We start from the raw sequence: 23,284 nt of genomic DNA, 5'->3' as shown, positions 1-23,284 counted from the left end.
ACCATGAAGCGAGCGATCGATATCGCCGTATTGCCTCCCATCCCGGAGCACATCCGCACCGTCGTGCTCGACGTCACGGGAACGCTGAAGGATCGCCCGGGCGCCCTGCTCCCCGTACTCCACGGGGTGCAGGACGCGCTGGGCTACGTACCCGAGGAAGCCGTGGCGCTCATCGCGCGCGAGATGAATCTCTCGCGCGCCGATGTGCACGGCGTGATCAGCTTCTATCACTATTTTCGCCAGCAACCGGCCGGCCGGCATGTGATCCAGCTGTGCCGCGCGGAATCGTGCCAGGCGATGGGTGCGGTGGCGCTGGAAGAACACGTCAAGCAACGCCTGGGCGTGGCGTTTCACCAGACCACGGACGACGGCGCCTACACGCTGGAACCGGTCTATTGCCTCGGCCTGTGCGCGTGTTCGCCGGCCGCCATGGTGGATGGCCAACTGAAGGGCCGCATGACACCCGAACGCTTCGACGCCTGGCTCGCCGCGGAGACGCCATGAGCGTGACGATCTACATCCCTGGCGATGCCGGTGCGCTTTCGCTTGGCGCCGATGAGGTTGCCGCGGCCATCGTCGCCGAGGCGGCGCGGCGCGGCGAGGAGTTGCACATCGTGCGCAATGGTTCGCGTGGACTCTACTGGCTGGATCCGCTGGTGGAAGTGCAGACCACGCACGGTCGCATCGCCTACGGTCCCGTAGACGCGCAGGATGTCGCTTCGCTATTCGATGCCGATTTCCTCCACGGCAGCGCACACCCGCTCTGCCACGGCGCGACCGAGTCCATCAGTTATCTGCACAGCCAGCAGCGACTGGCCTTTGCGCGCGTGGGGGTCGTCGATCCGCGCAGCCTGGACGATTACCTCGCGCACGGTGGCTATCGCGGCCTCGATGCGGCGCTGCGCATGGCAGGTGCTGAGGTCGTGCAGGCCGTGCTCGACTCGGGTCTGCGGGGGCGCGGCGGCGCGGCCTTCCCGACCGGCATCAAATGGAAGACCTGCCTGGACGCTCCCGCTGCGCAGAAGTACATCGTCTGCAATGCGGACGAAGGTGATTCGGGCACCTTCGCGGATCGCATGCTCATGGAAGGCGACCCGTTCGTCCTGATCGAAGGCATGACCATTGCCGGACTCGCGGTCGGAGCCACGCAGGGTTACGTCTATCTGCGCGTGGAGTATCCACATGCGCAGCGCGCCATGGCATCGGCCATCGCTGCCGCCGAAGCCGCGGGCTATCTGGGTGACGATGTGTGCGGCAGCGGCAAGGCGTTTCGGCTCGAAGTACGCATGGGTGGCGGCGCGTATATCTGCGGCGAGGAAACCTCGCTGCTCGAATCGCTGGAAGGTCGACGCGGACAGGTACGTTTCAAGCCGCCGCTGCCGGCGATCGAAGGGCTTTTCGGCAAGCCCACCGTGATCAACAACGTAGTGACGCTCGCCTCCGTACCGCTGATCCTGGAACGCGGCGCCGCGCATTACCGCGACTTCGGCATGGGCAGGTCGCGCGGCACGCTGCCGATCCAGCTGGCTGGCAACGTCAAGCGACCGGGCCTGGTCGAGCGCGCCTTCGGCCTGAGCTTGCGCGAGCTCGTCGAGGACTACGGCGGCGGCACGGCCAGCGGCCGGCCGGTGCGCGCGGTGCAAGTAGGCGGGCCGTTGGGCGCATACATTCCCGCATCGCAGCTCGACGTTGCGGTGGACTACGAGGCCTTTGCTGCCATCGGCGGCATGCTGGGGCACGGCGGCGTGGTGGTGTTCGACGACACGGTCGACATGGCAGCGCAGGCGCGCTACGCGATGGAGTTCTGCGCCATCGAGTCGTGCGGCAAGTGCACGCCCTGTCGCATCGGATCCACCCGTGGCGTGGAAGTAATCGACCGCCTGGTTGCCGGCGATGCGCAACAGCGCGAACGCAGCGAGGTGCTGCTGCGCGACCTTTGCCAGACCATGGTGGCCGGTTCGTTGTGCGCGCTGGGCGGCATGGCGCCGTTTCCAGTACTGAGCGCGCTGGATCATTTCCCCGAAGATTTTGCAGGCAAGGCCGACACGGCCGCCGCCTGAGGAGCATCGACATGCTATCCATCGTCGAGATCGACTACGGCACGCCACCGTCCCGCTCCGAAACCATGGTGGAGCTGGACATCGACGGTCGCAGCATCCGCGTGCCGGAGGGCACCTCGGTGATGCGCGCGGCCGCACAGGCCGGCATCGCCATTCCCAAGCTGTGCGCGACCGACATGCTCGAAGCCTTCGGCTCCTGCCGGCTGTGCCTGGTGGAAATCGAAGGGCGCAAGGGCTACCCCGCCTCGTGCACGACGCCTGTCGGCGTGGGCATGAAGGTGCACACGCAGACATCCAAGCTGGCCGAGATACGCCGCGGCGTGATGGAGCTCTATATCTCCGATCATCCACTCGACTGCCTCACCTGCCCCGCCAACGGCCATTGCGAACTGCAGGACATGGCCGGCGTGGTCGGGCTGCGCGAAGTGCGCTACGGCTACGACGGCGCCAACCATGTTCAGCCGAACACCCGTGCAAATTCTGGCCAAGGCTCGAATATTCCCAATCCGCTGTTCGTCGCCAAGGACGAATCCAACCCGTATTTCACCTTCGATCCGTCCAAGTGCATCGTGTGTTCGCGCTGCGTGCGCGCATGCAGCGAAGTGCAAGGCACCTTTGCGCTCACCATCCAGGGCCGCGGCTTCGAGTCGAAGGTCGCCGCCAGCCAGGACGCACGTTTCCTCGATTCCGAATGCGTGTCCTGCGGCGCCTGCGTGCAGGCCTGCCCGACAGCCACGCTGTCGGAAAAGTCACTGATCGACAAAGGTCAGGCCGAGCACAGCGTGGTCACTACCTGCGCCTATTGCGGCGTGGGCTGCAGTTTCCGCGCCGAGATGAAAGGCCAGGACATCGTGCGCATGGTGCCCAACAAGGACGGTCATGCGAACCACGGCCACTCTTGTGTCAAGGGCCGCTTCGCCATCGGCTATGCCTCGCATCCCGACCGCATCACCACGCCGATGGTCCGCGCGAAGATTTCCGATCCCTGGCGCGCGGTGAGCTGGGAGGAAGCGATCGCGCACGTTGCCAGCGAGTTCAAGCGACTCCAGACGACCTACGGCAAGCACGCCATCGGTGGCATAACCTCGTCCCGCTGCACCAACGAGGAAACCTATCTCGTGCAGAAGCTGGTGCGCGCGGGTTTTGGCAACAACAACGTGGATACCTGCGCGCGCGTCTGCCATTCGCCGACGGGTTACGGGTTGAAGGCGACGTTGGGCGAATCGGCCGGCACACAGGATTTCGATTCGATCGAAGCGACCGACGTCGTACTGGTGATCGGCGCCAATCCCACCGATGCGCACCCCGTGTTCGGCTCTCAGATGAAGCGTCGCCTGCGTGCGGGTGCGCGCCTGATCGTGATCGACCCGCGTCGCATCGATCTGGTGCGCACGCCACATGTGAAAGCCGATTACCACCTCAAGCTGCGCCCTGGCACCAATGTCGCCATGCTGGACAGCCTTGCGCACGTGATCGTCACGGAAGGCCTGCTCGACGATGATTTCGTGGCTCGCCGCTGCGAGCCCGAGGCGTTCGCCAAGTGGAAGACCTTCGTGGCGCAGGAGAAATACAGCCCCGAGGCCATGGAAAGCGTCACCGGCGTTCCCGCGGCGTTGGTTCGCGCGGCCGCGCGCCTGTATGCGACGGGCGGCAACGCGGCGATCTACTACGGTTTGGGCGTCACCGAGCACGCGCAAGGCTCCACCTCCGTCATGGCCATCGCCAACCTCGCCATGGCCACCGGCAACATTGGCCGCGAGGGCGTGGGCGTCAACCCGTTGCGCGGGCAGAACAACGTGCAGGGTTCGTGCGACATGGGTTCGTTCCCGCACGAATTCCCCGGTTATCGCCATGTAAGCGACGATGCGGTACGGCAATCGTTCGAACAGGCATGGGGCGTGACCTTGCTGAGCGAACCGGGCCTGCGCATTCCCAACATGTTCGAGGCTGCGCTCGATGGAAGCTTCAAGGGCTTGTACATCGAAGGCGAGGACATCGCCCAGTCCGACCCGGACACGCAGCACGTCACGGCGGCACTCACCTCGATGGAATGCATCGTGGTACAGGACCTGTTCCTCAACGAAACGGCCAAATTCGCGCATGTATTCCTGCCCGGCAGCTCCTTCCTCGAAAAGGACGGCACCTTCGTCAATGCCGAGCGGCGCGTATCACGCGTACGCAAGGTGATGGAGCCCAAGGCCGGGTACGCGGACTGGGAGATCACACAGTTGCTCGCGCAAGCAATGGGTTATCCCATGAACTACGGCCACGCCTCGGAGATCATGGACGAGATTGCCCGGCTCACGCCCACCTTCCACGGCGTGAGCTTCGAAAAGATCGACCGGCTCGGCTCCGTGCAGTGGCCCTGCAATGACGAGCATCCGGAAGGCACGCCGGTCATGCACGTGGACGAATTCGTGCGCGGCAAGGGCCGCTTCATGCTCACCGAATACGTGCCGACCTCGGAAAAGGTCAGCGCGGAGTTCCCGCTCATCCTCACCACGGGCCGCATCCTCAGCCAGTACAACGTGGGCGCGCAAACGCGGCGCACCGCCAATGTCATGTGGCACGACGAGGACCGTCTGGAGATCCACCCGCACGACGCCGAAGAGCGCGGCATTGGCGATGGTGATTGGGTCGGCATCGCCAGCCGCGCGGGCGAGACGGTGTTGAGGGCGCTCATTTCCGAGCGCATGCAGGCGGGCGTGGTGTACACCACCTTCCACTTCCCGGGCTCCGGTGCCAACGTCATCACCACCGAGAATTCGGACTGGGCGACCAATTGTCCCGAGTACAAGGTGACGGCCGTGCAGGTCACGCGCGTCACCCAGCCGTCGGAATGGCAGAAACGCCATCGTGCCTTCAGCGAGACGCAGGAAGCCTTGCTCGAACAATCGGCGAAGCCCGCTTGAGCACGCAAGAACACGAAGAGGAAGCGAAGGGTTACGTCCGCCGGCCGGTCGATCGCTGGCGGCACGGCGCGTCGTCGAACGATATCGACTTCATTGCAGAGGAAGTGCCGGTGGCGATGGTCTACAACGGCACTACCTTCGCCGTGATGATGGCAACACCGCAGGACCTGGATGATTTCGCCCTGGGCTTTTCGCTCAGCGAAGGACTGATCGGCGAGCCCGCGCAATTGCTTCAACTGGACATCCACGCACTTCTTGAAGGCATGGAATTGTCCATGCACGTTACCGGCAATGCAGCGGGCGCGAATATCGAAAAGGAACGCGAGCGCCTTTTGCCCGGCCGAAGCGGCTGTGGCATCTGCGGCACGCGTGACCTGGAGCACGCGATCCGTCAAGGCAACGCTGTGGCGGCCGGAACCACCATCACGCGCGATGCTCTGGAACATGCGCTGCAGCAGCTGCAAGCGCTGCAGCCGATGAATGCAGCGACCGGTGCCGTGCATGCGGCGGCCTGGGCCGATCGTGAAGGAAACATCCAGCTGGTGCGCGAGGATGTCGGCCGCCACAACGCGCTCGACAAGTTGATTGGCGCCATGGTCCGCGCGGGAGTGGATCCTGCCGATGGCATGGCGCTCGTCACCAGTCGCGCGAGCTACGAAATGGTGACCAAGGCCACCAGTGCCGGCATCACGCTGCTCGCGGCGATCTCCGCGCCGACCGCGCTGGCCATCGAGCTTGCGCGCAGTGCCGGCATCACGCTGGTCGGCTTCACGCGGCCGGGCAGCCATAACGTCTATACCCATCCTCAACGCCTGCTGGCTGCAGCGTCGCCGGAGGCACCATGAGAATCGAGCGACTGGTCACGATGGCCAACGACATCGCCACCTACTTTGCCGTGGAGCCGGATCACGCCACGGCGGTTAATGGCGTGCGCGATCACCTCAGGCGCTTCTGGGAACCCGGCATGCGGCGCCAGCTGAAGGAACATAGTCTTGCGCATGATGGCGAAGGGCTGCTGCCCCTCGCCCGCGAGGCCGTCGATGCGCTGGAGATGCCGCGCAACGATGCAGCATGACCCACTTCGTTACGGCTGACGTGCGGTGGATGCGTCCACCACTTCGATCGAGCTGACACTGCGCACCCAGCGCGCGGGACGCTGATCGCCCTTCACCAGCAGGCGAAACGGTCCATCGCTGGCCAGCGGCTGCCCGTCGCGCTGATCCACCAGCAGCACGGGCGCGTTACCCAGCGAGGGATCGAAATCGCTGAGCGCGAACACCACCTGATAGTGGTCTGTCGCTGTTACCCGCACGACCATGGCCAGCGCTTTTCCTCGCAGCGGCTTGTCCAGCGGCGCACCCGCGCGCAGCAAGATGTCCCGCAGCGCGACGCCGCGCCATTCGCTGGATTTCTCTTCGTGCGCGGCCGCGGTGACGCTGATGCGCTCCATCGTCGCCATCATGGCGCGGTCCACGTCGATGGCTGATTTGCCCGGCACGGCAACATGCACGCTGTCGGGCGCAGGCGCGGCATCCTGCGCATCGACGGCCAGTGCGAAACATAAAATCAGTGCGCTATTCAGGTAACGCCATAACGATAGTGCCGTGTTCGCCATATCCGCCTCTCCACTCCCGGTTCACATGGTTTTCACTGCGGTCGAGCGCAGCATCGCCGTCGGGCAATGTACCCCGGGAACGTGACGGCACGTGCCTGCCCTCCGGATGCGCTGATGAGGGCGCCGGTCCGGGGCGCCAGCCCCAACTTTCCCCGCCTCATCGAGGTGCACATGGAAATGTCACCGGAGACGAGCACCAAACGCCAGGAGCGCAGGGCTTTCCTGCTGCTCACCGTCGCGCTGTTCCCTGTGCTCTCCATCGCCATCGTCGTCAGCTACGGCTTCGCCGTCTGGATCTGGCAGATGTTCAACGGCCCGCCGGGGAGCTGATCGTGAACAGGGGAAACGACACACCTTTCTCGCAGGCTCACGCCCGCCATGGCGAAGACCACATTTCCAGCCTGCTGGTCATGCACCGGCCGGACGCGCTAGCCGCGCTGCAGACTTTCGCCGCCTCGCACGACGCGCTGGAGATCGCCGCAACCGGCGATAGCCGCTGCGTGCTGCTGTGCGAAACGGATGACCAGCGCGCACTCATGGACCTCATCGACGCGCTGGGCCTCTTGCCTGGCGTCATCAACGTATCGCTGGTCTATCACCACGCGGAGCCACGCGCCGAGCTCGACGTTCCCGTCGAATTCGGCATGCCGACCTGAGGATTCGACGCATGATCATGACGCGACGCGAGTTCATCCGTAACACCGCCGTTGCCGTCGCCGCCAACGTGGCAGGCATCGCGTTGCCGGCAAGCGCCACCAACGTGCTTCTCGAAGGGGATCTCACCCAGCTCAAATGGAGCAAGGCGCCCTGCCGCTTCTGCGGCACCGGTTGCGGCGTCAACGTGGCGGTGAAGGCCGGCCGCGTGGTCGCCACGCACGGCGACGTGCACGCCGAGGTCAACCGCGGCATCAACTGCGTGAAGGGCTATTTCCTCTCCAAGATCATGTACGGCACCGACCGACTGACGCAGCCGATGCTGCGCAAGAAGAACGGCGCTTACGCGAAGGATGGTGAGTTCGAAGCCGTCTCGTGGGACGAAGCCTTCGACGTGATGGCCGCGCAATTCAAGCGCGTGCTCAAGGAAAAAGGTCCCGGCTCGGTCGGCATGTTCGGCTCCGGCCAATGGACCGTGTGGGAAGGTTACGCCGCCAACAAGTTGTTCAAGGCGGGCTTTCGCAGCAACAACCTCGATCCCAACGCACGCCATTGCATGGCCTCGGCCGTGATGGGCTTCATGCGTACGTTCGGCATGGACGAGCCCATGGGTTGCTACGACGACATCGAAGCCACCGATGCGTTCGTGCTGTGGGGCTCCAACATGGCAGAGATGCATCCCATCCTGTGGACGCGCGTCACCGATCGCCGCCTGTCCAACCCGAATGTGAAAGTGGCCGTGCTGTCCACCTTCGAGCATCGCAGCTTCGAGCTGGCCGACATCCCGATCGTGTTCACGCCGCAGACGGATCTGGTGATCCTCAACTACATCGCCAACCACATCATCAAGACCAACCGCGTCAACAAGGATTTCGTCAACCAGCACACCACCTTCAAGCGCGGTGTCACCGACATCGGCTATGGCCTGCGTCCGGACAATCCGCTGGAGGTGAATGCCAAGAACTCCAAGGATCCTACGGCGAGCGATCCGATCGACTTCGAGCAATTTGCCGCGTTCGTGGCGCCGTACACGCTGGAAAAGGCCGTCGAGATGACGGGCGTGGAAAAAGGCTGGCTGGAGAAGCTCGCCGAGCTCTACGCCGACCCAAACACCAAGGTCGTCTCGTTCTGGACCATGGGCTTCAACCAGCACACGCGCGGCGTGTGGGCCAACAACATGGTCTACAACATCCATCTTTTGACCGGGAAGATCGCCACGCCGGGCAACAGCCCGTTCTCGCTCACCGGGCAACCTTCCGCCTGCGGCACTGCGCGCGAGGTGGGCACCTTCAGCCATCGCCTGCCGGCGGACATGGTGGTGACCAATCCCGAGCATCGCAAGCATGCGGAGGAAATCTGGAACATCCCGCAGGGCATCATCCAGCCCAAGCCGGGGTTCCACGCGGTGGAGCAGAACCGCAAGCTGCGCGACGGCGTGCTCAACGCGTACTGGGTGCAGGTCAACAACAACATGCAGGCCGGTGCGAACCTGATGCAGGAGACGTATCCGGGCTACCGCGATCCGCGCAACTTCATTGTCGTGTCGGATGCCTACCCCACGGTCACTGCGCAGGCGGCCGATCTCATCCTGCCGGCGGCAATGTGGGTGGAGAAGGAAGGCGCCTATGGCAACGCCGAGCGGCGCACGCAGTTCTGGCACCAGTTGGTGAAGGCGCCAGGCGATGCGAAGTCGGACCTGTGGCAGCTGATGGAATTCTCCAAGCGCTTCACCACCGATGAGTGTTGGCCGGCCGAAATCCTCGCTGCCAATCCGCAGTTCAAGGGCAAGACGTTGTTCGATGTGTTGTATCGCAACGGCAAGGTGGACAAATTCCCGACCTCACAGATCGAGGCCGGCTACGACAACGACGAATCGGCGGCGTTCGGCTTCTACGTGCAGAAAGGACTGTTCGAGGAATACGCGGAGTTCGGGCGAGGCCATGGTCATGACCTGGCGCCGTTCGACGCCTACCACCAGGCGCGCGGCCTGCGCTGGCCGGTGGTGAACGGCCACGAGACGCTCTGGCGCTACCGCGAAGGCAGCGATCCGTATGTCAAGGCCGGAACTGGCTTCCAGTTCTATGGCAACAAGGACGGCAAGGCGGTGATCTGGGCGTTGCCGTACGAGCCGCCGCCGGAAATGCCGGACAAGGAGTTCGACCTGTGGCTGGTGACTGGGCGCGTGCTTGAGCATTGGCATTCCGGCTCGATGACGATGCGCGTGCCTGAGTTGTACCGCAGCTTTCCCGAGGCCGTGGTGTTCATGAATCCCGACGATGCGCGTACCCGCGGATTCAAGCGCGGCGACGAGGTGCGCGTCATTTCGCGGCGCGGCGACATGCGATCACGCATCGAGACGCGCGGGCGCAACCGCATGCCGCCCGGCGTGGTGTTCGTTCCGTGGTTCGACGCGGGCCAGCTGATCAACAAGGTCACGCTGGATGCGACCGATCCCATTTCCAAGCAGACCGACTACAAGAAGTGTGCCGTCAAGGTCGTGGCTGTTCAGGAGGCATGACATGCGCGACAAGCCGCTTATCGCCATTGGCCTGCTCGTCCTGATCGTGGTTGCCGCAGTGGCCTTCGTGGCCGGCAGGAAAACCAGCAACACGCCGCCGCCCGTCAATACGGCCGTGCAGACCACCGCCAACCAGCCCTCGCCCGGCCCCAGGCCGGCGGGTGAAGAGGCGCCGCGAGGCAACCAGATCGATGCGATCCGCCGTGGCGTGCCGATCAACCAGGAAGGCATGGCACCTTTGCTGGCGCACGTGGAGAACGCCGACATCAAGCGCAACCGCGCGTACCCGATGCAGCCGCCGACGATTCCGCACTCCATCGACAACTACCAGATCGACAAGAATTCCAACCGCTGCCTGCTATGTCATGCGCGAGCCAATGCGGACAAGTTCCAGGCGCCGCCCGTCAGCGTCACGCACTACATGGATCGCGACGACCAGTTCCTCGCCACCATTTCGCCGCGTCGCTACTTCTGCAACCAATGCCACATCGTGCAGACGGACGCCAAACCGCTGGTCGCCAACAACTTCAAGGACATCGACACCATCCTGTCCGAGCAACCCGACAAGAAGGCGAACTGACCATGTGGCTGCGGATGAAGTCCTGGGTCCTCGCCCTGTGGCGGACCATGCGCCGGCCGAGCGTGCACTACAGCCTGGGCTTTCTCACGCTCGGCGGCTTCATTGCCGGCCTGATCTTCTGGGGCGCCTTCAATACCGCGCTGGAAGCGACCAACACGGAAGCGTTCTGCACCGGCTGTCATGAGATGCGCGACAACGTCTTCCAGGAATTGAAGACCACCATCCACTACAGCAATCGTTCCGGCGTGCGCGCCACCTGTCCCGATTGCCATGTGCCGCACAACTGGACCAACAAGATCGCCCGCAAGATGCAGGCCTCCAAGGAAGTGTGGGGCAAGCTGTTTGGCACGGTGGATACGCGCGAGAAATTCCTCGACCATCGCCTCGAACTGGCCGAGCATGAATGGGCGCGATTGAAAGCGAACGATTCGCTCGAGTGCCGCAACTGCCACAACTACACGTCGATGGATCTCACGCGACAATCGTCGCGCGCAGCGGAAATCCACAAGCGATGGCTGGGTTCGGGCGAAAAGACCTGCATCGATTGCCACAAGGGCATCGCGCATCACCTGCCGGATATGGCGGGGATTCCGCAGGGTTGAATGGACGGCGCGTGGTTGTGCAACGGGCGCTGAGGCAACGGTCGAAAGTCACTGGATGACTTTGCCCTCCGTATATCGCGCTCAGTCACGCGCGCGGCGCCGTCGGCGGCCCCTTCAACTCCACCATGTTGCCCTGCAGGTCATACAGGTAGATGGAGGGGCCCTCGCCTTTCGCGCCGTAGCGCGAGCCGATGTCGCCGACGCGCACACCATGTGCCTTGAGATGCGCCACGATGGCGTCCTCGTCGTAGTTCTCCACCTGCAGGCACAGATGATCCATGTTGTGCCCCTGCTCGCCCGGTCCGGCTCCGCCCAGCCGGCCCAGCTTGCCATCCAGTGCCACCAGGTCGATCAGCGAATCGCCGGCCCGCAGCTGCACCAGCCCGATTTCGTCCTGCCGACGCTCCTCCCTGCACCCGAGCACCTCGCAGTAGAAGCGCTGCATGGCGGGCACGTCGCGCACGCGCAGCACCACGTGGTCGATCCGGGCGAGCTGGAAGGGAGGCGTCATGGCATGACCTGGGCGAAGAAAGTCCCATCTTACGCGGGATGAGACTCGCGCCACATCGCGACGGAAAGGATGGCAGTCAAGAGAGGCAAAGCCGGCCCCGGCACCTTATAATCGGCGTTTAGCGTGTGGTGGGAGAAGCGGCGAGAGCCGCTGCCGAAGGCGCAAAAGCCCGTAATCGCTCAGGCCCCATACCATCATTCGCACAAACACTCTGGAGAGACCGGTTCAATCCGGCGCCGAAGGGGCACGAAGCGAAAGCTTCCAAACTCTCAGGCAAAAGGACAGAGGGGCGCTTCGCGTGCGGCTTGCACGCTACTTTCGGACGCCCCTGCCATGAGCCAGAACGCCAATCCTTCCCTGCGCGACCTCGAGCACCACGACGCCTTCATCGAGCGCCACATCGGCCCCAACGATGCGGAAATCGCCACCATGCTCAGCGTGGTCGGCTATGACTCGCTGGAAGCGATGACCGACGCCATCGTGCCGGGCAAGATCAAGTCGCCGGCTCCGCTGGCACTGCCCGCTCCGATCACCGAGGTGGAGGCTATCGCCAAGATCCGCGCCATCGCGGACAAGAACCAGGTGTTCCGCAGCTTCATCGGTCAGGGCTACTACGGCACGCACACGCCGAACGTCATCCTGCGCAACATCCTGGAGAACCCGGCGTGGTACACGGCCTATACGCCGTATCAGGCGGAAATCTCGCAGGGCCGCATGGAAGCGCTGATCAACTTCCAGACCATGTGCGCCGACCTCACCGGCATGGAGATCGCCAACGCCTCCCTGCTCGATGAAGGCACCGCCGCCGCCGAGGCGATGACCCTGGCCAAGCGCTCGGCCAAGTCCAAGTCCAACGTGTTCTTCGTTTCCAACGCCGTGCACCCGCAGACGCTGGAAGTGATCAAGACCCGCGCCGAGGCGATGGGCATCGACCTGCACATCGGCGACGACAGCGAAGCGGCCAGCGTCGATTGCTATGGCGTGCTGCTGCAGTACCCCAATACCTTCGGCCGCATCAACGACTACAAGGCGCTGGCCGACAATGTGCACGCGCGCCACGGCGTGGTCTGCGTGGCCACCGACCTGCTCGCGCTCACGCTGATCGCCGCGCCGGGCGAATGGGGTGCCGACATCGTGGTGGGCAACACCCAGCGCTTCGGTGTGCCGTTCGGCTTCGGCGGCCCGCACGCCGCCTTCATGGCCTGCCGCGACAGCTACAAGCGTTCGATGCCGGGCCGCCTCATCGGCGTGTCCATCGACGCCGAGGGCAAGCCGGCCTACCGTCTCACCCTGCAGACCCGCGAGCAGCACATCCGCCGCGAGAAGGCCACCTCCAACATCTGTACCGCGCAGGTGCTGCTGGCGGTAATGGCCAGCATGTACGCCGTGTATCACGGTCCGGAAGGCCTCACGCGCATCGCGCGTCGCGTGCATCGCCTCGCCGCGATCCTGTGCGTCGCACTGCGCCAGGCCGGCGTAACCGTCGGCACCGACTTCTTCGACACGCTGCACATCACCGGTGTCGATGCTGCCGCCCTGCATGCCAAGGCACGTGCTGCCGGCCTCAACCTGCGTGCGATCGATGCCAACAGCGTCGGCATCAGCCTCGACGAAACCACCACGCGTGCTGACATCGTTGCGCTGGTCGCGGTGTTCGGCGGTGCCATTGCGGACGGTGCGCAGGACAGCGCGAGTGTCGCTGAAGGCAGGACGCCGAAAGCGACCATCGATGCACTCGATGCCAGCGTGCATGACGCGCTGCCGCCCCAGCTGGTGCGCAAGAGCAAGTTCCTCACCCACCCGGCCTTCAACACGCACCACAGCGAGCACGAGCTGCTGCGCTACATGCGTTCGCTGGCCGACAAGGATCTGGCGATGGATCGCACCATGATCCCGCTGGGCAGCTGCACCATGAAGCTCAACGCCACCGCCGAGATGATCCCGGTGACGTGGCCGGAGTTCGCCAACATCCATCCGCTCGCCCCGGCCGAACAGGCCACCGGCTACAAGCAGCTGGTCGACGAATTGGAAGCGATGCTGGTGGAATGCACCGGCTACGACGCGGTGAGCCTGCAGCCCAATTCCGGTGCGCAGGGCGAATACGCCGGCCTGCTGGCGATCCGCGCCTACCATCGCTCGCGCGGCGAAGGCCATCGCGACATCTGCCTCATCCCGGAATCGGCCCACGGCACCAATCCGGCCTCTGCGCAGATGTGCGGCATGCAGGTGGTGGTGACCAAGTGCGACGCGAACGGCAACGTGGACGTGGCCGACATCCAGCGTGCCGCGGAGAAGTTCAGCGACCGCCTCGCCGCGCTGATGATCACCTACCCGTCCACGCATGGCGTGTTCGAGGAAGACATCGTCAATATCTGCGAGATCGTGCACCAGCACGGCGGCCAGGTGTACACCGACGGCGCCAACATGAATGCGCTGGTTGGCGTCGCCAAGCCCGGCAAGTGGGGCTCGGACGTCTCGCACCTCAACCTGCACAAGACCTTCTGCATTCCGCACGGCGGCGGCGGCCCGGGTGTCGGTCCGTGCGCGGTGAAGTCGCACTTGGCTCCGTTCCTGCCCCGTACTTATGCCGACATCCCTGTCGGCGAAGATCAAGAAGCTGCCATCCATGGCAACACTTCTCACAAGAGCGGCGGCTCCGTGGGCATGGTGTCGGCTGCCAGCTTCGGTAGCGCCAGCATCCTGCCAATCAGCTGGATGTACATCACCATGATGGGTGCCTCCGGCCTGCGCCGTGCCACCCAGGTAGCCCTGCTCAACGCCAACTACATCGCCAAGCGCCTGGCTCCGCACTACGAGACGCTCTACACCGGCCGCAACGGCCTGGTGGCACATGAGTGCATCCTCGACGTGCGCCCGATCAAGGACGCCACCGGTATCGGCGCCGAAGACGTCGCCAAGCGCCTCATCGACTTCGGCTTCCACGCACCGACACTGAGTTTCCCGGTGGCCGGCACGCTGATGGTCGAGCCGACCGAAAGCGAATCGCAGTACGAACTGGATCGCTTCATCGACGCGATGATCCAGATCCGCGACGAAATCCGCGCCATCGAAAGCGGCAAGCTGGACCGCGAAGACAACCCGCTCAAGCATGCCCCGCACACCGCGGTGATGGTGTCGGCCTCGCAGTGGACCCACGCCTACACCCGCGAACTGGCCGCCTTCCCGCTGCCCAGCTTGAAGTTCCAGAAATACTGGAGCCCAGTGGCCCGCGTGGATAATGTCTACGGCGACAAGAACGTGTTCTGCAGCTGCGTGCCGGTGGAAGCATTCAAGGGCGAGATCGAGGCGTTCAGCGAGCCGAACGTGGCGTAACACACCGCACCATGTCGTCATCAAGAAGGGCTCCGTTCGCGGGGCCCTTCTTGTGTCCTGACCGAGGGCCTGCTCGCCCGTGTAGGCGCGCACTCGGTGCGCGACCACGGCACCATGTCGTTTCCGCTTCGTTGGCTTTTCGCGCACTGGGTGCGCTCCTGCAGAAGAGTCTTTCAGGACAACGTTGTCACCGAAGGACCGAGGCGCCTTTGGATAGCTGCCAGCACTGATCGCGGCGCAACATCCAACTCGCGGCATTTTATCGCCATGCGCACGATAAATATGCTGCATAGCAAGAGATTCCTGCTGCAGCGCGGAACCTGGCCGGGCATTCATCGGCGTCGCGCATCTTCTTCAATTTCACGGCGCACGTCACAGTTGCCGCGAGTCATTGAGGACAACGTTGTCATCACGGGGACACAAGACGACATCGCTCCAGGCATGGCGCTCGCCATGGCGTGTAAGGACATGGGAACGATCGGACCCGGTGGGCCAGCAGGAACCGGCCAGTCGCCGCAGTACATCCACCCTGACATTGCAGTCACCCAAGGAGAAACCCTTATGCGTGTAAAGCAATCGGTGATGTGGTTTCGCACGGCCCTTCACGCACTCGGCAGCACTGCCGGCGGCGTGATGGCCATGAGCCTGATGACGATGGCGCCCGTGCAGACGGCACAGGCGCAAAGCACGCCAGCCTGCGCGGCAGCGTGGAGCGCCAGTACCGCGTACAACGGCGGCGCCGTGGTCAGCGAGAACGGCAACAACTACGTGGCGAACTGGTGGACGCAGGGCAACGATCCTGCCACCAGCAGCGGCGGCAGCGGGTCCGGCAAGCCGTGGACCTCGCAGGGAGCCTGCAGCGGCTCCGGTGGTGGAACGGGAGGCAGTGGTGGCGGTGGTGGCACCGGTTCGGGCGGCACCTGCGCTGCGGCGTGGGTGGCAAGCCAGGTGTATACGGGCGGCCAGCTCGCCAGCGAGAACGGCAACAATTACGTCGCCAACTGGTGGACGCAAGGCAATGATCCGGCCACCAACAGCGGGCCAACCGGCTCCGCCCAGCCGTGGACGTCGCAAGGATCGTGTACCGGCGGCTCCAGCGGCGGCGGTGACGGCGGCGGCTCGGGCGGTGGTGGAACCGGCGGTGGCGGCACCGCGAATCCGCCCGGCACCGGCGCCAACCTGCTGTTCAGTCCGTACAAGGACATCACGGTGAACCTCAACTGGAACACCAACGTGATGCAGACGGCCACGGCCACTGGCGCGTCGATTCCGGTCGTCGGCAGCGGCAGCCTGAAGTCGAATTACGTCACCAACCTCAGCGCAATCACCCTCGCCTTCGCCACCGGCGAATGCGGCAGCGAGAACTGGGGCGGCGTGCCCGGTGCCAACTTCGCCAGCGCCAACATCAGCGCGCTGGCCAATGCTGGCCTGCCCTATGTGGTCTCCACCGGCGGCCAGGCAGGCGCCTTTACTTGCGGTAGTACCGCGAACTTCGCGGCCTTCCTGACGCGCTACATGTCACCGCAGATGGTCGGCGTGGATTTCGATATCGAAGGTGGCCAGTCGCAGGCGCAGATCAATGCCTTGGTGGCGGCCGCAGTCTACGGCCAGAGCGTGTACCCCAACCTGCGCTTCTCCTTCACCCTGGCCACGCTCGGCGCGTCCGACGGCAGCTATGGCGGCCTCAACAGCGTGGGCGACCAGGTGGTGAAAGCCATCAAGGCTTCTTCGCTTACCCATTACACGATCAACCTGATGGTGATGGATTTCGGCGGGCCGAGCGCCGGCGTGTGCGTGGTATCGGGTGGCGTCTGCGACATGGGCCAGTCGGCGATCCAGGCGGTGACCAACCTGCAGCACACCTACGGCATCCCGGCCAGCAAGATCGAGCTGACGCCGATGATCGGTGTGAACGACGTTTCCAGCGAGAACTTCTCGGTATCCAACGCCGACGTCATCACCAGCTACGCCGTCAGCAACGGCCTCGCCGGCCTGCACTTCTGGTCGCTCGACCGCGACAACCCCTGCAACCAGAGCACCGCCTCGCCTACCTGCAACTCGGTGCCTTCGAGTACGCGGCTGCAGTTCACCAAACGGTTCCTGAGCGATCTGGGGAGATAAGCACCATCGCATGGAGCGGCCATGCGCCGCTCCATGCTTTCCACATCAAAATCGACGAAGCCGGCCATGACCCATCAAGCTCGCGCCATTGCCATGGCAACGGCAAATCAGCGGTCGCGTCAGGCCACCATGGCCCTGTAGCTCACCGGGTCAAGCCACAGCCGATGTCGCATATCACCGTGAAGCTCGAACATGCGCGGCTCGCGCCGGAACTCGAAAAGCCGATAGAGGTGAAACTGGTCGCCCACCTGCGAAGAAAAGTCCAGCTCGCGCCGGCTCATGAAAAACGGAAACTCCTTCGCAAACGCCGTCGTCTTCACCTCGATGAAACGCTCACGCCCATCGCGCTCGAAAGACAGCACGTCATAACCCAGGCCATCGCCGCGCGCCTTGGAAACATGCTCGACCTTATCGCTGAGCGAAGGTTTGCCCAGCTGAAGCAGGCGCGCCCTCTCGTACGCCATCACCATCTCCTCCCCCGCCAACCCGAGACTGCGGTTGCGCGCTTCCAGCGCCAGATAATCGCGATGGACAGGCTGGAATCCGTAGGAAACCGGCGCTTCACGCACTTCGCGCGGCCGCGGCGGCTGATCCGTCCACTGCCTGAAATCCATATCGATGCGTGGCAGGGCCGGTTGTTCGGCGGCGGCCGTCGCGGCCCGGTCGAACTGGGGATCATCAAGGATCACTTCGGCGACCACGTCCGCCAGCAACACCTGGTAGTTGCCCAGCGGCTTGTAGCCATCGATGTACGGACAACCCGCATCACGCAGGATGGCACTGATGTTCTGGTGCTTGCGCTCCACCGACGACTCGCTGCGCTGCTGCAAGCGCGCCATCAGTTGCCGCCGGTGCGCCGCCTTGTTGTATGACTGCCCATTGAGTTCAAGGATCAGCATGTGCCGGTAATCGGCCACGGCAGCCTCGACCTCAAGCCGTGCCCAGGCCTCAGCCATGGCCAGCCACCAAACGCCTGCCCGTGCCGGCCATCACGGCCGGATCTCCGGCCCACCCGACCTGGCACGGAGCGCCTCGTACAACTGCCCTGGCCCCAGCAGAATGTCCTTCAGTCCCTCCCGCACGCGCTCCGAACCCAGCGCCTGCGAACTCATGCTGGAATGCGCTTCGAGTGCGTCCATGATGGCGTGCAGCAATGCATCCTTCAGATCCGGGGAATTGGCGAACTGCTCCTTGCTGTTGCTGCTGGCTTGCTGCATCAGCGTCTCGTTCTCCAGCAGCTTGCCCTTGAGCACGCCGTTGACATAAACCAATTGGTCATCGTCTGTCAGCTGGCCTTCGAACAACCCATTGACCCGCTCGATGATCTCGGCGAGGTAGGCCTGTTGCTTCTCCTGCACGGCGCCGCTGCCCACCGCATCCATCGGTGCCAGCTTGTAGCTGCCGTCGGCGTTGAGATTGAGCGACTGGCGGCCTGCGCTGCGCAGCGTATGGTGGGTCAGCACGACCTTGGACAAATCCACCGTATCGCGCTCCCGGCCGAACTCCAGCAACGGGATCAGCCGCTTGTAGAACAGGTAGCGCTTCTCGATATCCGTGTTGCCGTAGTCGAACACCTGGGAGAGGAACGCATACAGGCGCACGAATGCGCCCATGTCGTTCTTGAACAGCGCCAGCGCGTCCAGCGTGTCCTTGCCTGCCTGCGCGGCCTTGTCGTCACCTGCTTCGAGTGCCGCCGCCCTCGCCTGCTGCGCCGCCTTGTAGCGCTTGAGCAGCCGGTCGGCCACCGGGGCGATGGCGGCGCTCAGCTGCGCCTGCGTACCGCGCGGGTCGGTCTCTATCTTCGCTACCCGCTCCACTTCGAAATCATCGTAATGGCCGCTGGCATCGAGCTTGGCGCGCAGGTCATACACCTGGTGCGGATCGGTGGTGGCTTCCAGTTCGGCGGTTTCGTAGTAGGTCTTGAACGCCTTGAGGATTTCCGCCGCGTCGTTGACGAAATCCAGGATATAGGTGGTGTCCTTGCCGGGGTGCGCACGGTTCAGGCGTGACAACGTCTGCACCGCCTGGATGCCGCCCAGCATCTTGTCCACGTACATGCCGCACAGCAGTGGCTGGTCAAAGCCGGTCTGGAACTTGTTGGCCACCAGCAGAAGGTGGAACGGCGGCCTGGCAAAAGCTTCGCGAATGTCGCGCCCCTGCAAGCCGGGGTTGAGCGCCGCGCTGGTTTCGCTGACAGGCTCGGGGTAACTCTCCGGGTCATCCACCTCGCCGGAAAACGCGACCAGCACGCCCAGGGAATAGTTTTGCCGCTCGATATAGGCGCGGATGGCCTTTTGCCAGCGCACGGCCTCCTTGCGGCTGGCCACCACCACCATCGCCTTGGCGTTGCCCTCCAGCAGCGGCTGCACGTTCTGGCGGTAGTGCTCCACCACAATCTGCACCTTCTGCGCGATGTTGTAGGGATGCAGGCGCACCCACTGCATGATGCCCTTCATCGCCGCACTGCGCTCGACCTGGGTCTCGTCGAACTCCTTGCCGTCGTGGGCCAGCCGGAAGGCGAGCTTGTAAGGCGTGTAGTTCTTCAGCACATCGAGGATGAAGCCCTCCTCGATGGCCTGGCGCATGGAATACACATGGAAGGGTTGCGGCAGGCCGTCGGGGCCCGGCCGTCCAAACAGTTCCAACGTCTTCTGCTTTGGCGTGGCGGTAAAGGCAACATAGGTCAGCCCCTTGCTGCCGGCACGCGCGCCCATGTTGGCCGCCAGCAGCGCCTCGGTATCGACCTCGCCGCCATCCTGCAGTTCGGCCCACTCCTGCGCGCTCAGCAGTTGCTTGAGCTTGGACGCCGCCTCGCCGGTCTGCGAGCTGTGCGCCTCGTCGGCGATGACCGCGAAGCGCTTGCCCTCGGTGGCGGCAAGCTCCTGCACGGCCTGCAACGCGAAGGGAAACGTCTGGATGGTGCAGACGATGATCTTCTTGCCTTCCTTCAGCGCCTGGCCAAGCTGCGCGCTCTTGCTGCCATGCTCGCTGGTGATGGTGGCGACCACACCGGTGGTGCGCTCGAAATCAAAGATCGCCTCCTGCAACTGCGCATCCAGCACGTTGCGGTCGGACACCACCAGCACGCTGTCGAACAGCTTGGCGTTGTCGGCGCCGTGCAGATCGGCCAGGAAATGGGCGCTCCACGCAATCGAGTTGGTCTTGCCCGAACCCGCCGAATGCTGGATCAGGTAGCGCTCGCCCGCCCCCTTGTCCAACACGTCGGCGACCAGCCGGCGGGTGGCATCGAGCTGGTGGTAGCGCGGAAAAATCACGCTGGTGAGCTGCTTTTTGTCGTCCCGCTTGCCGATCAGGTAGCGACCCAATATTTGCAGCCAGCTGTCGCGTGCCCACACCTCTTCCCAAAGGTAGGCGGTGGCAAAGCCATCCGGGTTGGGCGGGTTGTCCGCGGCGCCCTCGTTGCCGCGATTGAACGGCAGGAATCGCGTCGCCGGCCCGGCCAGCCGCGTGGTCATCCTCACCTCGGCCTGGCTCACCGCAAAATGCACCAGGGCACCACCAGGAAAGCCGAGCAGCGGTTCGGCCACGCCGCCCTTGGGCTGCGGCAGGCGATCGAAGCGGTACTGGTCCACGGCGTCGTTCACGCTTTGAGTGAAATCCGACTTGAGCTCCGCCGTGGCCACCGGCATGCCGTTGACGAACAACACCAGGTCCAGCGCATCGTTCGGGTTGTTGGGTGAATGCCGCACCTGCCGCACCACGCGCAACCGGTTGACCTCGTAACGCTGCTGGATCGTCGCGTTGATCGCCAGCGCCGGCTTGAACTGCACCAGCGACAGCGGCTCCTTCAGCCCCAGCATTTCCACGCCGCGACGGAGCACTTCCAGCGTGCCGCGCTCGTTGAGGCTTTTGCGCACGCGCTCGGCGATGCGCTCGCCCACCGCGGGGCCGTGCGTCTTGCTCAGGCGCTGCCAGCTGTCGGGCTGCGTCGCCTCGATCCAGGCCAGCAGGTCTGCAAGATACAGCGCGTTGTGCCGGTCATAACCGACCGCATCGCCTTCGGTATACAGCCACCCGTTGGCTGCCAGGTCGTGGCAGATTTCCTGTTCGAAGTGGTGTTCCTGATGCAGATTCATTCATCCCCCGACTCTTGATCCGCCCGTCGCCGCGTGACGGCACACGGGCTTGCTTAGTTTGTTGCAGATCCGCTCATGCGCCGCAGACGCTGTTCCACGATACCGGCGCGCTCCGGCTCGGCGATCAGGCCCGGTAGAACGTTGGCGAAATCCGGACGAGCCAGCAGATTTTCGAACGACGTGCCCACGGCTTGTTGCAGCAAGGGTGGCGCGAGCAGCAGCTCGTCAGCCAATGCCTCACGACCATCCACGATGTTCAACACGTCCTCCAGATCGTGGCTGGCCAGCATGTCGCCCGCGCCGCGATCCGCGAACGCTTCCAGTTTGGTCGCGACAAATGCCACGGCGCTCGCCAGACGAATCGATATGCCAGGCGCCAGCTCGAGTCGCTCGGCCGTCGCCACGGTGTAGGCGTACCAGCGATTGGTGAAACCCAATACACCCGGATCGACCGGCATCAGGTCGAACAGCACGCCGGAATCGCGATGGACCCAACGGCAGATGACCGCGCTGTCCAAGTCACGCACGAAGCCGCGAGCTTCAATCTGTTGCTCGATACGGTGGAAATTGGCACGCGCCGCCTCGACCACCGCATCGACATCCCGGGTCGCGCGCACGCCCTCCGCCATCGGGTCGGTCACCAACAAGCCTGCCACCGCGCCGCCGACGAACACTACCTGCTCGCGAAGATCGCCCAGCGCCTCGGCGACCAGACGCAACCACGGCAGGTTGGGATCATCGCGACGCATGCGCAGCCTCCAGCTCCTTCGGCAGCAGCTCGGCGGCCAGCGCGCGTTCGCGGGCGCGGCCGGCGCGCAGGGCATCCTGCAGGGCGAGCAAGCGGTGCAGCACGGGATCGGCCAGCGCGGCCAGCGGTGCCGTGCGATAGATCGGAGACAAGCTGGGGCCCTTGGCGCTGCCGCTTGGGTGTGCCCACACCGGCGCTTCGCCAGGCGTCGCCGTGATCTTGCCCGCCAACGGTTCGGCCCCGAACCCAGTCGGCACGCCCCGCTTGACCGGCCCAGGCACGGCCGGCCACACATAGCGAACACCATGCAAGGCAAACTCCAGCAGCGCAGGCCGTACAGGCGACCAGTCACCCGGACCGCGCATCACGGCAAGGCCGGCCGCCGTCGCGCGCTTCACGCTGGCGTGCACCTCCGACGCGCTCATCGACAAGGCCTCACCCAACGCCGCATAGGTCCAGCGCTGTCGTGGATGCGCGGCCACCTTGAACAACACCAGCAGATCCTGGGGCTTCAGTTCCATCGCGGGACTCGATATTCGCCATTCGCGAATTGCGAATATTGCCCAAGGGGTGTCAGGACGCAAGTGCAATGCAGGGGCGGCAGCGGTCGTGGCGATTGATCGGCTGCTGCTGCTGCTGACGATGATGATGCTGCTGATTCCACCGGACCCACCGGAACCCGCCGCGCGGGCAACGCTCCGATAGAACCTGTTGCTCAATCAGCAACGATGGTTGCCTTCATGGCAACACCAGCCATGACCGTTTCGCGCCCGCCATGACCATCAACTCTCACCGTAGCTGCGGTCAATCAACGGCTTGGCCCGCTCCAGATCCGCGAGGGTCCGCAGGCACAGCTCCAGATCGCCCGTTCCCCACGTGCCGATGTTGCGTACGTCGCGGCTGAATCCCGTCTCCAGCGCGACCGTATCCGGGTCAAGCTTCAGCATCACCAGCAGCTTGTCCTTATAAGGAATAAGACAGGCGAAATTCTTCAGGCGGCGAAAGGCGACGTACAGTTTCAGGTGCTTCTCCTGCACGTCATCGCCCAGGGCCAGCAGGTAACCGACCAGACTCGCATAAAGCGCCTTGATGACGGGCTGCGCCTGGCTGAGCTGTTCCTCCGCCGTCTTGTCCTTGCCGACGAGTTTAGGCTTCGCCGACGTTGCCGCATCGCTGGCTCCAGCTTTGGATGCTGTGGCATCGGCCACGCTGACCGTGTTGACCAGTTCAAGCAGCAGCAAATCATCGGCGAACAGCTTGTAGCGCAACAGCTCGATGTTGCGCGGAATCTGTTGCACCGCGTGCTCGTCGTAACGGGTGAAATCGCCAGCGATGCACAGCAAACGGGTGCCGCTCCAATCAATGGCGTCCGCTATCTGCTTGCCAAGCTTTTCCATCACCAGCCAGCGAAACTCGGCCTGGTGATCCAGCAGCCAATCGAGATAGAACAAGCCCTGATTGATGACATTCTCGTTGCTGTGCCGCTTGTATTCGACGATTACCGGGCAGCTGTTTTCATCCAGCCCAAGCGAG

At 64.1% G+C, this 23,284-nt stretch carries 19 protein-coding genes and 1 riboswitch; of the genes, 12 read left to right on the top strand and 7 right to left on the bottom strand.

The features are described from left to right. The first annotated feature begins 3 nt into the window (after nucleotides 1-3). The 5 genes from VFG49_RS04070 to VFG49_RS04050 are packed head-to-tail and all read left to right on the top strand — an operon-like array spanning nucleotide 4 to nucleotide 6,047. Nucleotides 4-504: a formate dehydrogenase subunit gamma gene (locus VFG49_RS04070; RefSeq protein ID WP_324858231.1), complete on the top strand. Its 501-nt coding sequence runs from the start codon at nucleotides 4-6 to the stop codon at nucleotides 502-504. Next, a complete protein-coding gene (locus VFG49_RS04065; protein ID WP_324858230.1) occupies nucleotides 501-2,060 on the top strand; it encodes a formate dehydrogenase beta subunit in 1,560 nt (519 codons plus the stop codon). Before VFG49_RS04070 ends, VFG49_RS04065 begins: the two co-directional genes overlap by 4 nt. An 11-nt stretch (nucleotides 2,061-2,071) precedes the next feature. Continuing rightward, nucleotides 2,072-4,972, top strand: a complete 2,901-nt coding sequence (gene fdhF / locus VFG49_RS04060) for a formate dehydrogenase subunit alpha (RefSeq protein ID WP_324858229.1) — start codon at nucleotides 2,072-2,074, stop codon at nucleotides 4,970-4,972. Next, nucleotides 4,969-5,817, top strand: a complete 849-nt coding sequence (gene fdhD, locus VFG49_RS04055; RefSeq protein ID WP_324858228.1) for a formate dehydrogenase accessory sulfurtransferase FdhD — start codon at nucleotides 4,969-4,971, stop codon at nucleotides 5,815-5,817. The genes fdhF and fdhD overlap by 4 nt, the downstream gene beginning before the upstream one ends. Then, complete coding sequence (locus VFG49_RS04050; protein ID WP_324858227.1) at nucleotides 5,814-6,047, top strand: formate dehydrogenase subunit delta; 234 nt, start codon at nucleotides 5,814-5,816, stop codon at nucleotides 6,045-6,047. Before fdhD ends, VFG49_RS04050 begins: the two co-directional genes overlap by 4 nt. Before the next feature lie 9 nt (nucleotides 6,048-6,056). On the opposite strand, the gene VFG49_RS04045 is transcribed toward VFG49_RS04050, so the two are convergent. Then, complete coding sequence (locus VFG49_RS04045) at nucleotides 6,057-6,587, bottom strand: molybdopterin-dependent oxidoreductase (RefSeq protein WP_324858226.1); 531 nt, start codon at nucleotides 6,585-6,587, stop codon at nucleotides 6,057-6,059. Between the two features lie 171 nt (nucleotides 6,588-6,758). Between VFG49_RS04045 and napE the strand changes: the two genes are divergently transcribed. Genes napE through VFG49_RS04020 form a run of 5 tightly spaced genes read left to right on the top strand, consistent with a single transcriptional unit; the run spans nucleotide 6,759 to nucleotide 10,941 of the window. Further along, nucleotides 6,759-6,917 (top strand): periplasmic nitrate reductase, NapE protein, encoded by a 159-nt coding sequence (gene napE / locus VFG49_RS04040; RefSeq protein ID WP_343215347.1) that lies wholly within the window; start codon nucleotides 6,759-6,761, stop codon nucleotides 6,915-6,917. 2 nt (nucleotides 6,918-6,919) lie between these two features. Next, nucleotides 6,920-7,243, top strand: a complete 324-nt coding sequence (locus tag VFG49_RS04035) for a chaperone NapD (protein WP_324858225.1) — start codon at nucleotides 6,920-6,922, stop codon at nucleotides 7,241-7,243. Nucleotides 7,244-7,254: 11 nt separating this feature from the next. After that, nucleotides 7,255-9,759, top strand: a complete 2,505-nt coding sequence (gene napA / locus VFG49_RS04030; RefSeq protein WP_324858224.1) for a periplasmic nitrate reductase subunit alpha — start codon at nucleotides 7,255-7,257, stop codon at nucleotides 9,757-9,759. A gap of 1 nt (nucleotide 9,760) precedes the next feature. Next, nucleotides 9,761-10,339, top strand: coding sequence for a nitrate reductase cytochrome c-type subunit (locus VFG49_RS04025; protein WP_324858223.1), 579 nt, complete (start codon nucleotides 9,761-9,763; stop codon nucleotides 10,337-10,339). Between the two features lie 14 nt (nucleotides 10,340-10,353). Further along, on the top strand, nucleotides 10,354-10,941 hold the full coding sequence (locus VFG49_RS04020) for a cytochrome c3 family protein (protein ID WP_324858222.1): 588 nt from the start codon (nucleotides 10,354-10,356) through the stop codon (nucleotides 10,939-10,941). Nucleotides 10,942-11,026: 85 nt separating this feature from the next. On the opposite strand, the gene VFG49_RS04015 is transcribed toward VFG49_RS04020, so the two are convergent. Continuing rightward, a complete protein-coding gene (locus VFG49_RS04015) occupies nucleotides 11,027-11,452 on the bottom strand; it encodes a VOC family protein (protein WP_324858221.1) in 426 nt (141 codons plus the stop codon). A 201-nt stretch (nucleotides 11,453-11,653) separates the two neighbouring features. Continuing rightward, a riboswitch (glycine riboswitch) is annotated at nucleotides 11,654-11,747 on the top strand. Nucleotides 11,748-11,785: 38 nt separating this feature from the next. Between VFG49_RS04015 and gcvP the strand changes: the two genes are divergently transcribed. Continuing rightward, nucleotides 11,786-14,785 (top strand): aminomethyl-transferring glycine dehydrogenase, encoded by a 3,000-nt coding sequence (gene gcvP, locus VFG49_RS04010; protein ID WP_324858220.1) that lies wholly within the window; start codon nucleotides 11,786-11,788, stop codon nucleotides 14,783-14,785. A gap of 561 nt (nucleotides 14,786-15,346) precedes the next feature. Next, nucleotides 15,347-16,906, top strand: a complete 1,560-nt coding sequence (locus VFG49_RS04005) for a carbohydrate-binding protein (RefSeq protein ID WP_324858219.1) — start codon at nucleotides 15,347-15,349, stop codon at nucleotides 16,904-16,906. A 119-nt stretch (nucleotides 16,907-17,025) separates the two neighbouring features. Here the strand turns inward: VFG49_RS04005 and VFG49_RS04000 are convergent, their stop codons facing one another. The 5 genes from VFG49_RS04000 to VFG49_RS03980 form a co-directional block, all read right to left on the bottom strand. Continuing rightward, on the bottom strand, nucleotides 17,026-17,862 hold the full coding sequence (locus tag VFG49_RS04000; protein WP_324858218.1) for a DUF3883 domain-containing protein: 837 nt from the start codon (nucleotides 17,860-17,862) through the stop codon (nucleotides 17,026-17,028). 33 nt (nucleotides 17,863-17,895) lie between these two features. Next, nucleotides 17,896-21,003 carry a type I restriction endonuclease subunit R gene (locus VFG49_RS03995; RefSeq protein WP_324858217.1) on the bottom strand — a complete coding sequence of 1,036 codons (3,108 nt, stop codon included), beginning with the start codon at nucleotides 21,001-21,003 and terminating at the stop codon, nucleotides 17,896-17,898. A 53-nt stretch (nucleotides 21,004-21,056) separates the two neighbouring features. Then, nucleotides 21,057-21,752, bottom strand: a complete 696-nt coding sequence (locus VFG49_RS03990; protein WP_324858216.1) for a hypothetical protein — start codon at nucleotides 21,750-21,752, stop codon at nucleotides 21,057-21,059. After that, nucleotides 21,739-22,272, bottom strand: a complete 534-nt coding sequence (locus tag VFG49_RS03985) for a MarR family transcriptional regulator (RefSeq protein WP_324858215.1) — start codon at nucleotides 22,270-22,272, stop codon at nucleotides 21,739-21,741. The genes VFG49_RS03990 and VFG49_RS03985 overlap by 14 nt, the downstream gene beginning before the upstream one ends. A gap of 261 nt (nucleotides 22,273-22,533) precedes the next feature. Further along, the coding region (locus tag VFG49_RS03980) for a DUF5655 domain-containing protein (protein WP_324858214.1) at nucleotides 22,534-23,284 on the bottom strand (751 nt) is incomplete at its 5' end.

Source organism: Dyella sp. (assembly GCF_035685885.1).
In the GTDB taxonomy this organism is placed as follows: domain Bacteria; phylum Pseudomonadota; class Gammaproteobacteria; order Xanthomonadales; family Rhodanobacteraceae; genus Dyella.
Note: the sequence above shows the minus strand (reverse complement) of the source record. Positions and strands in the feature narration are given on the sequence as shown.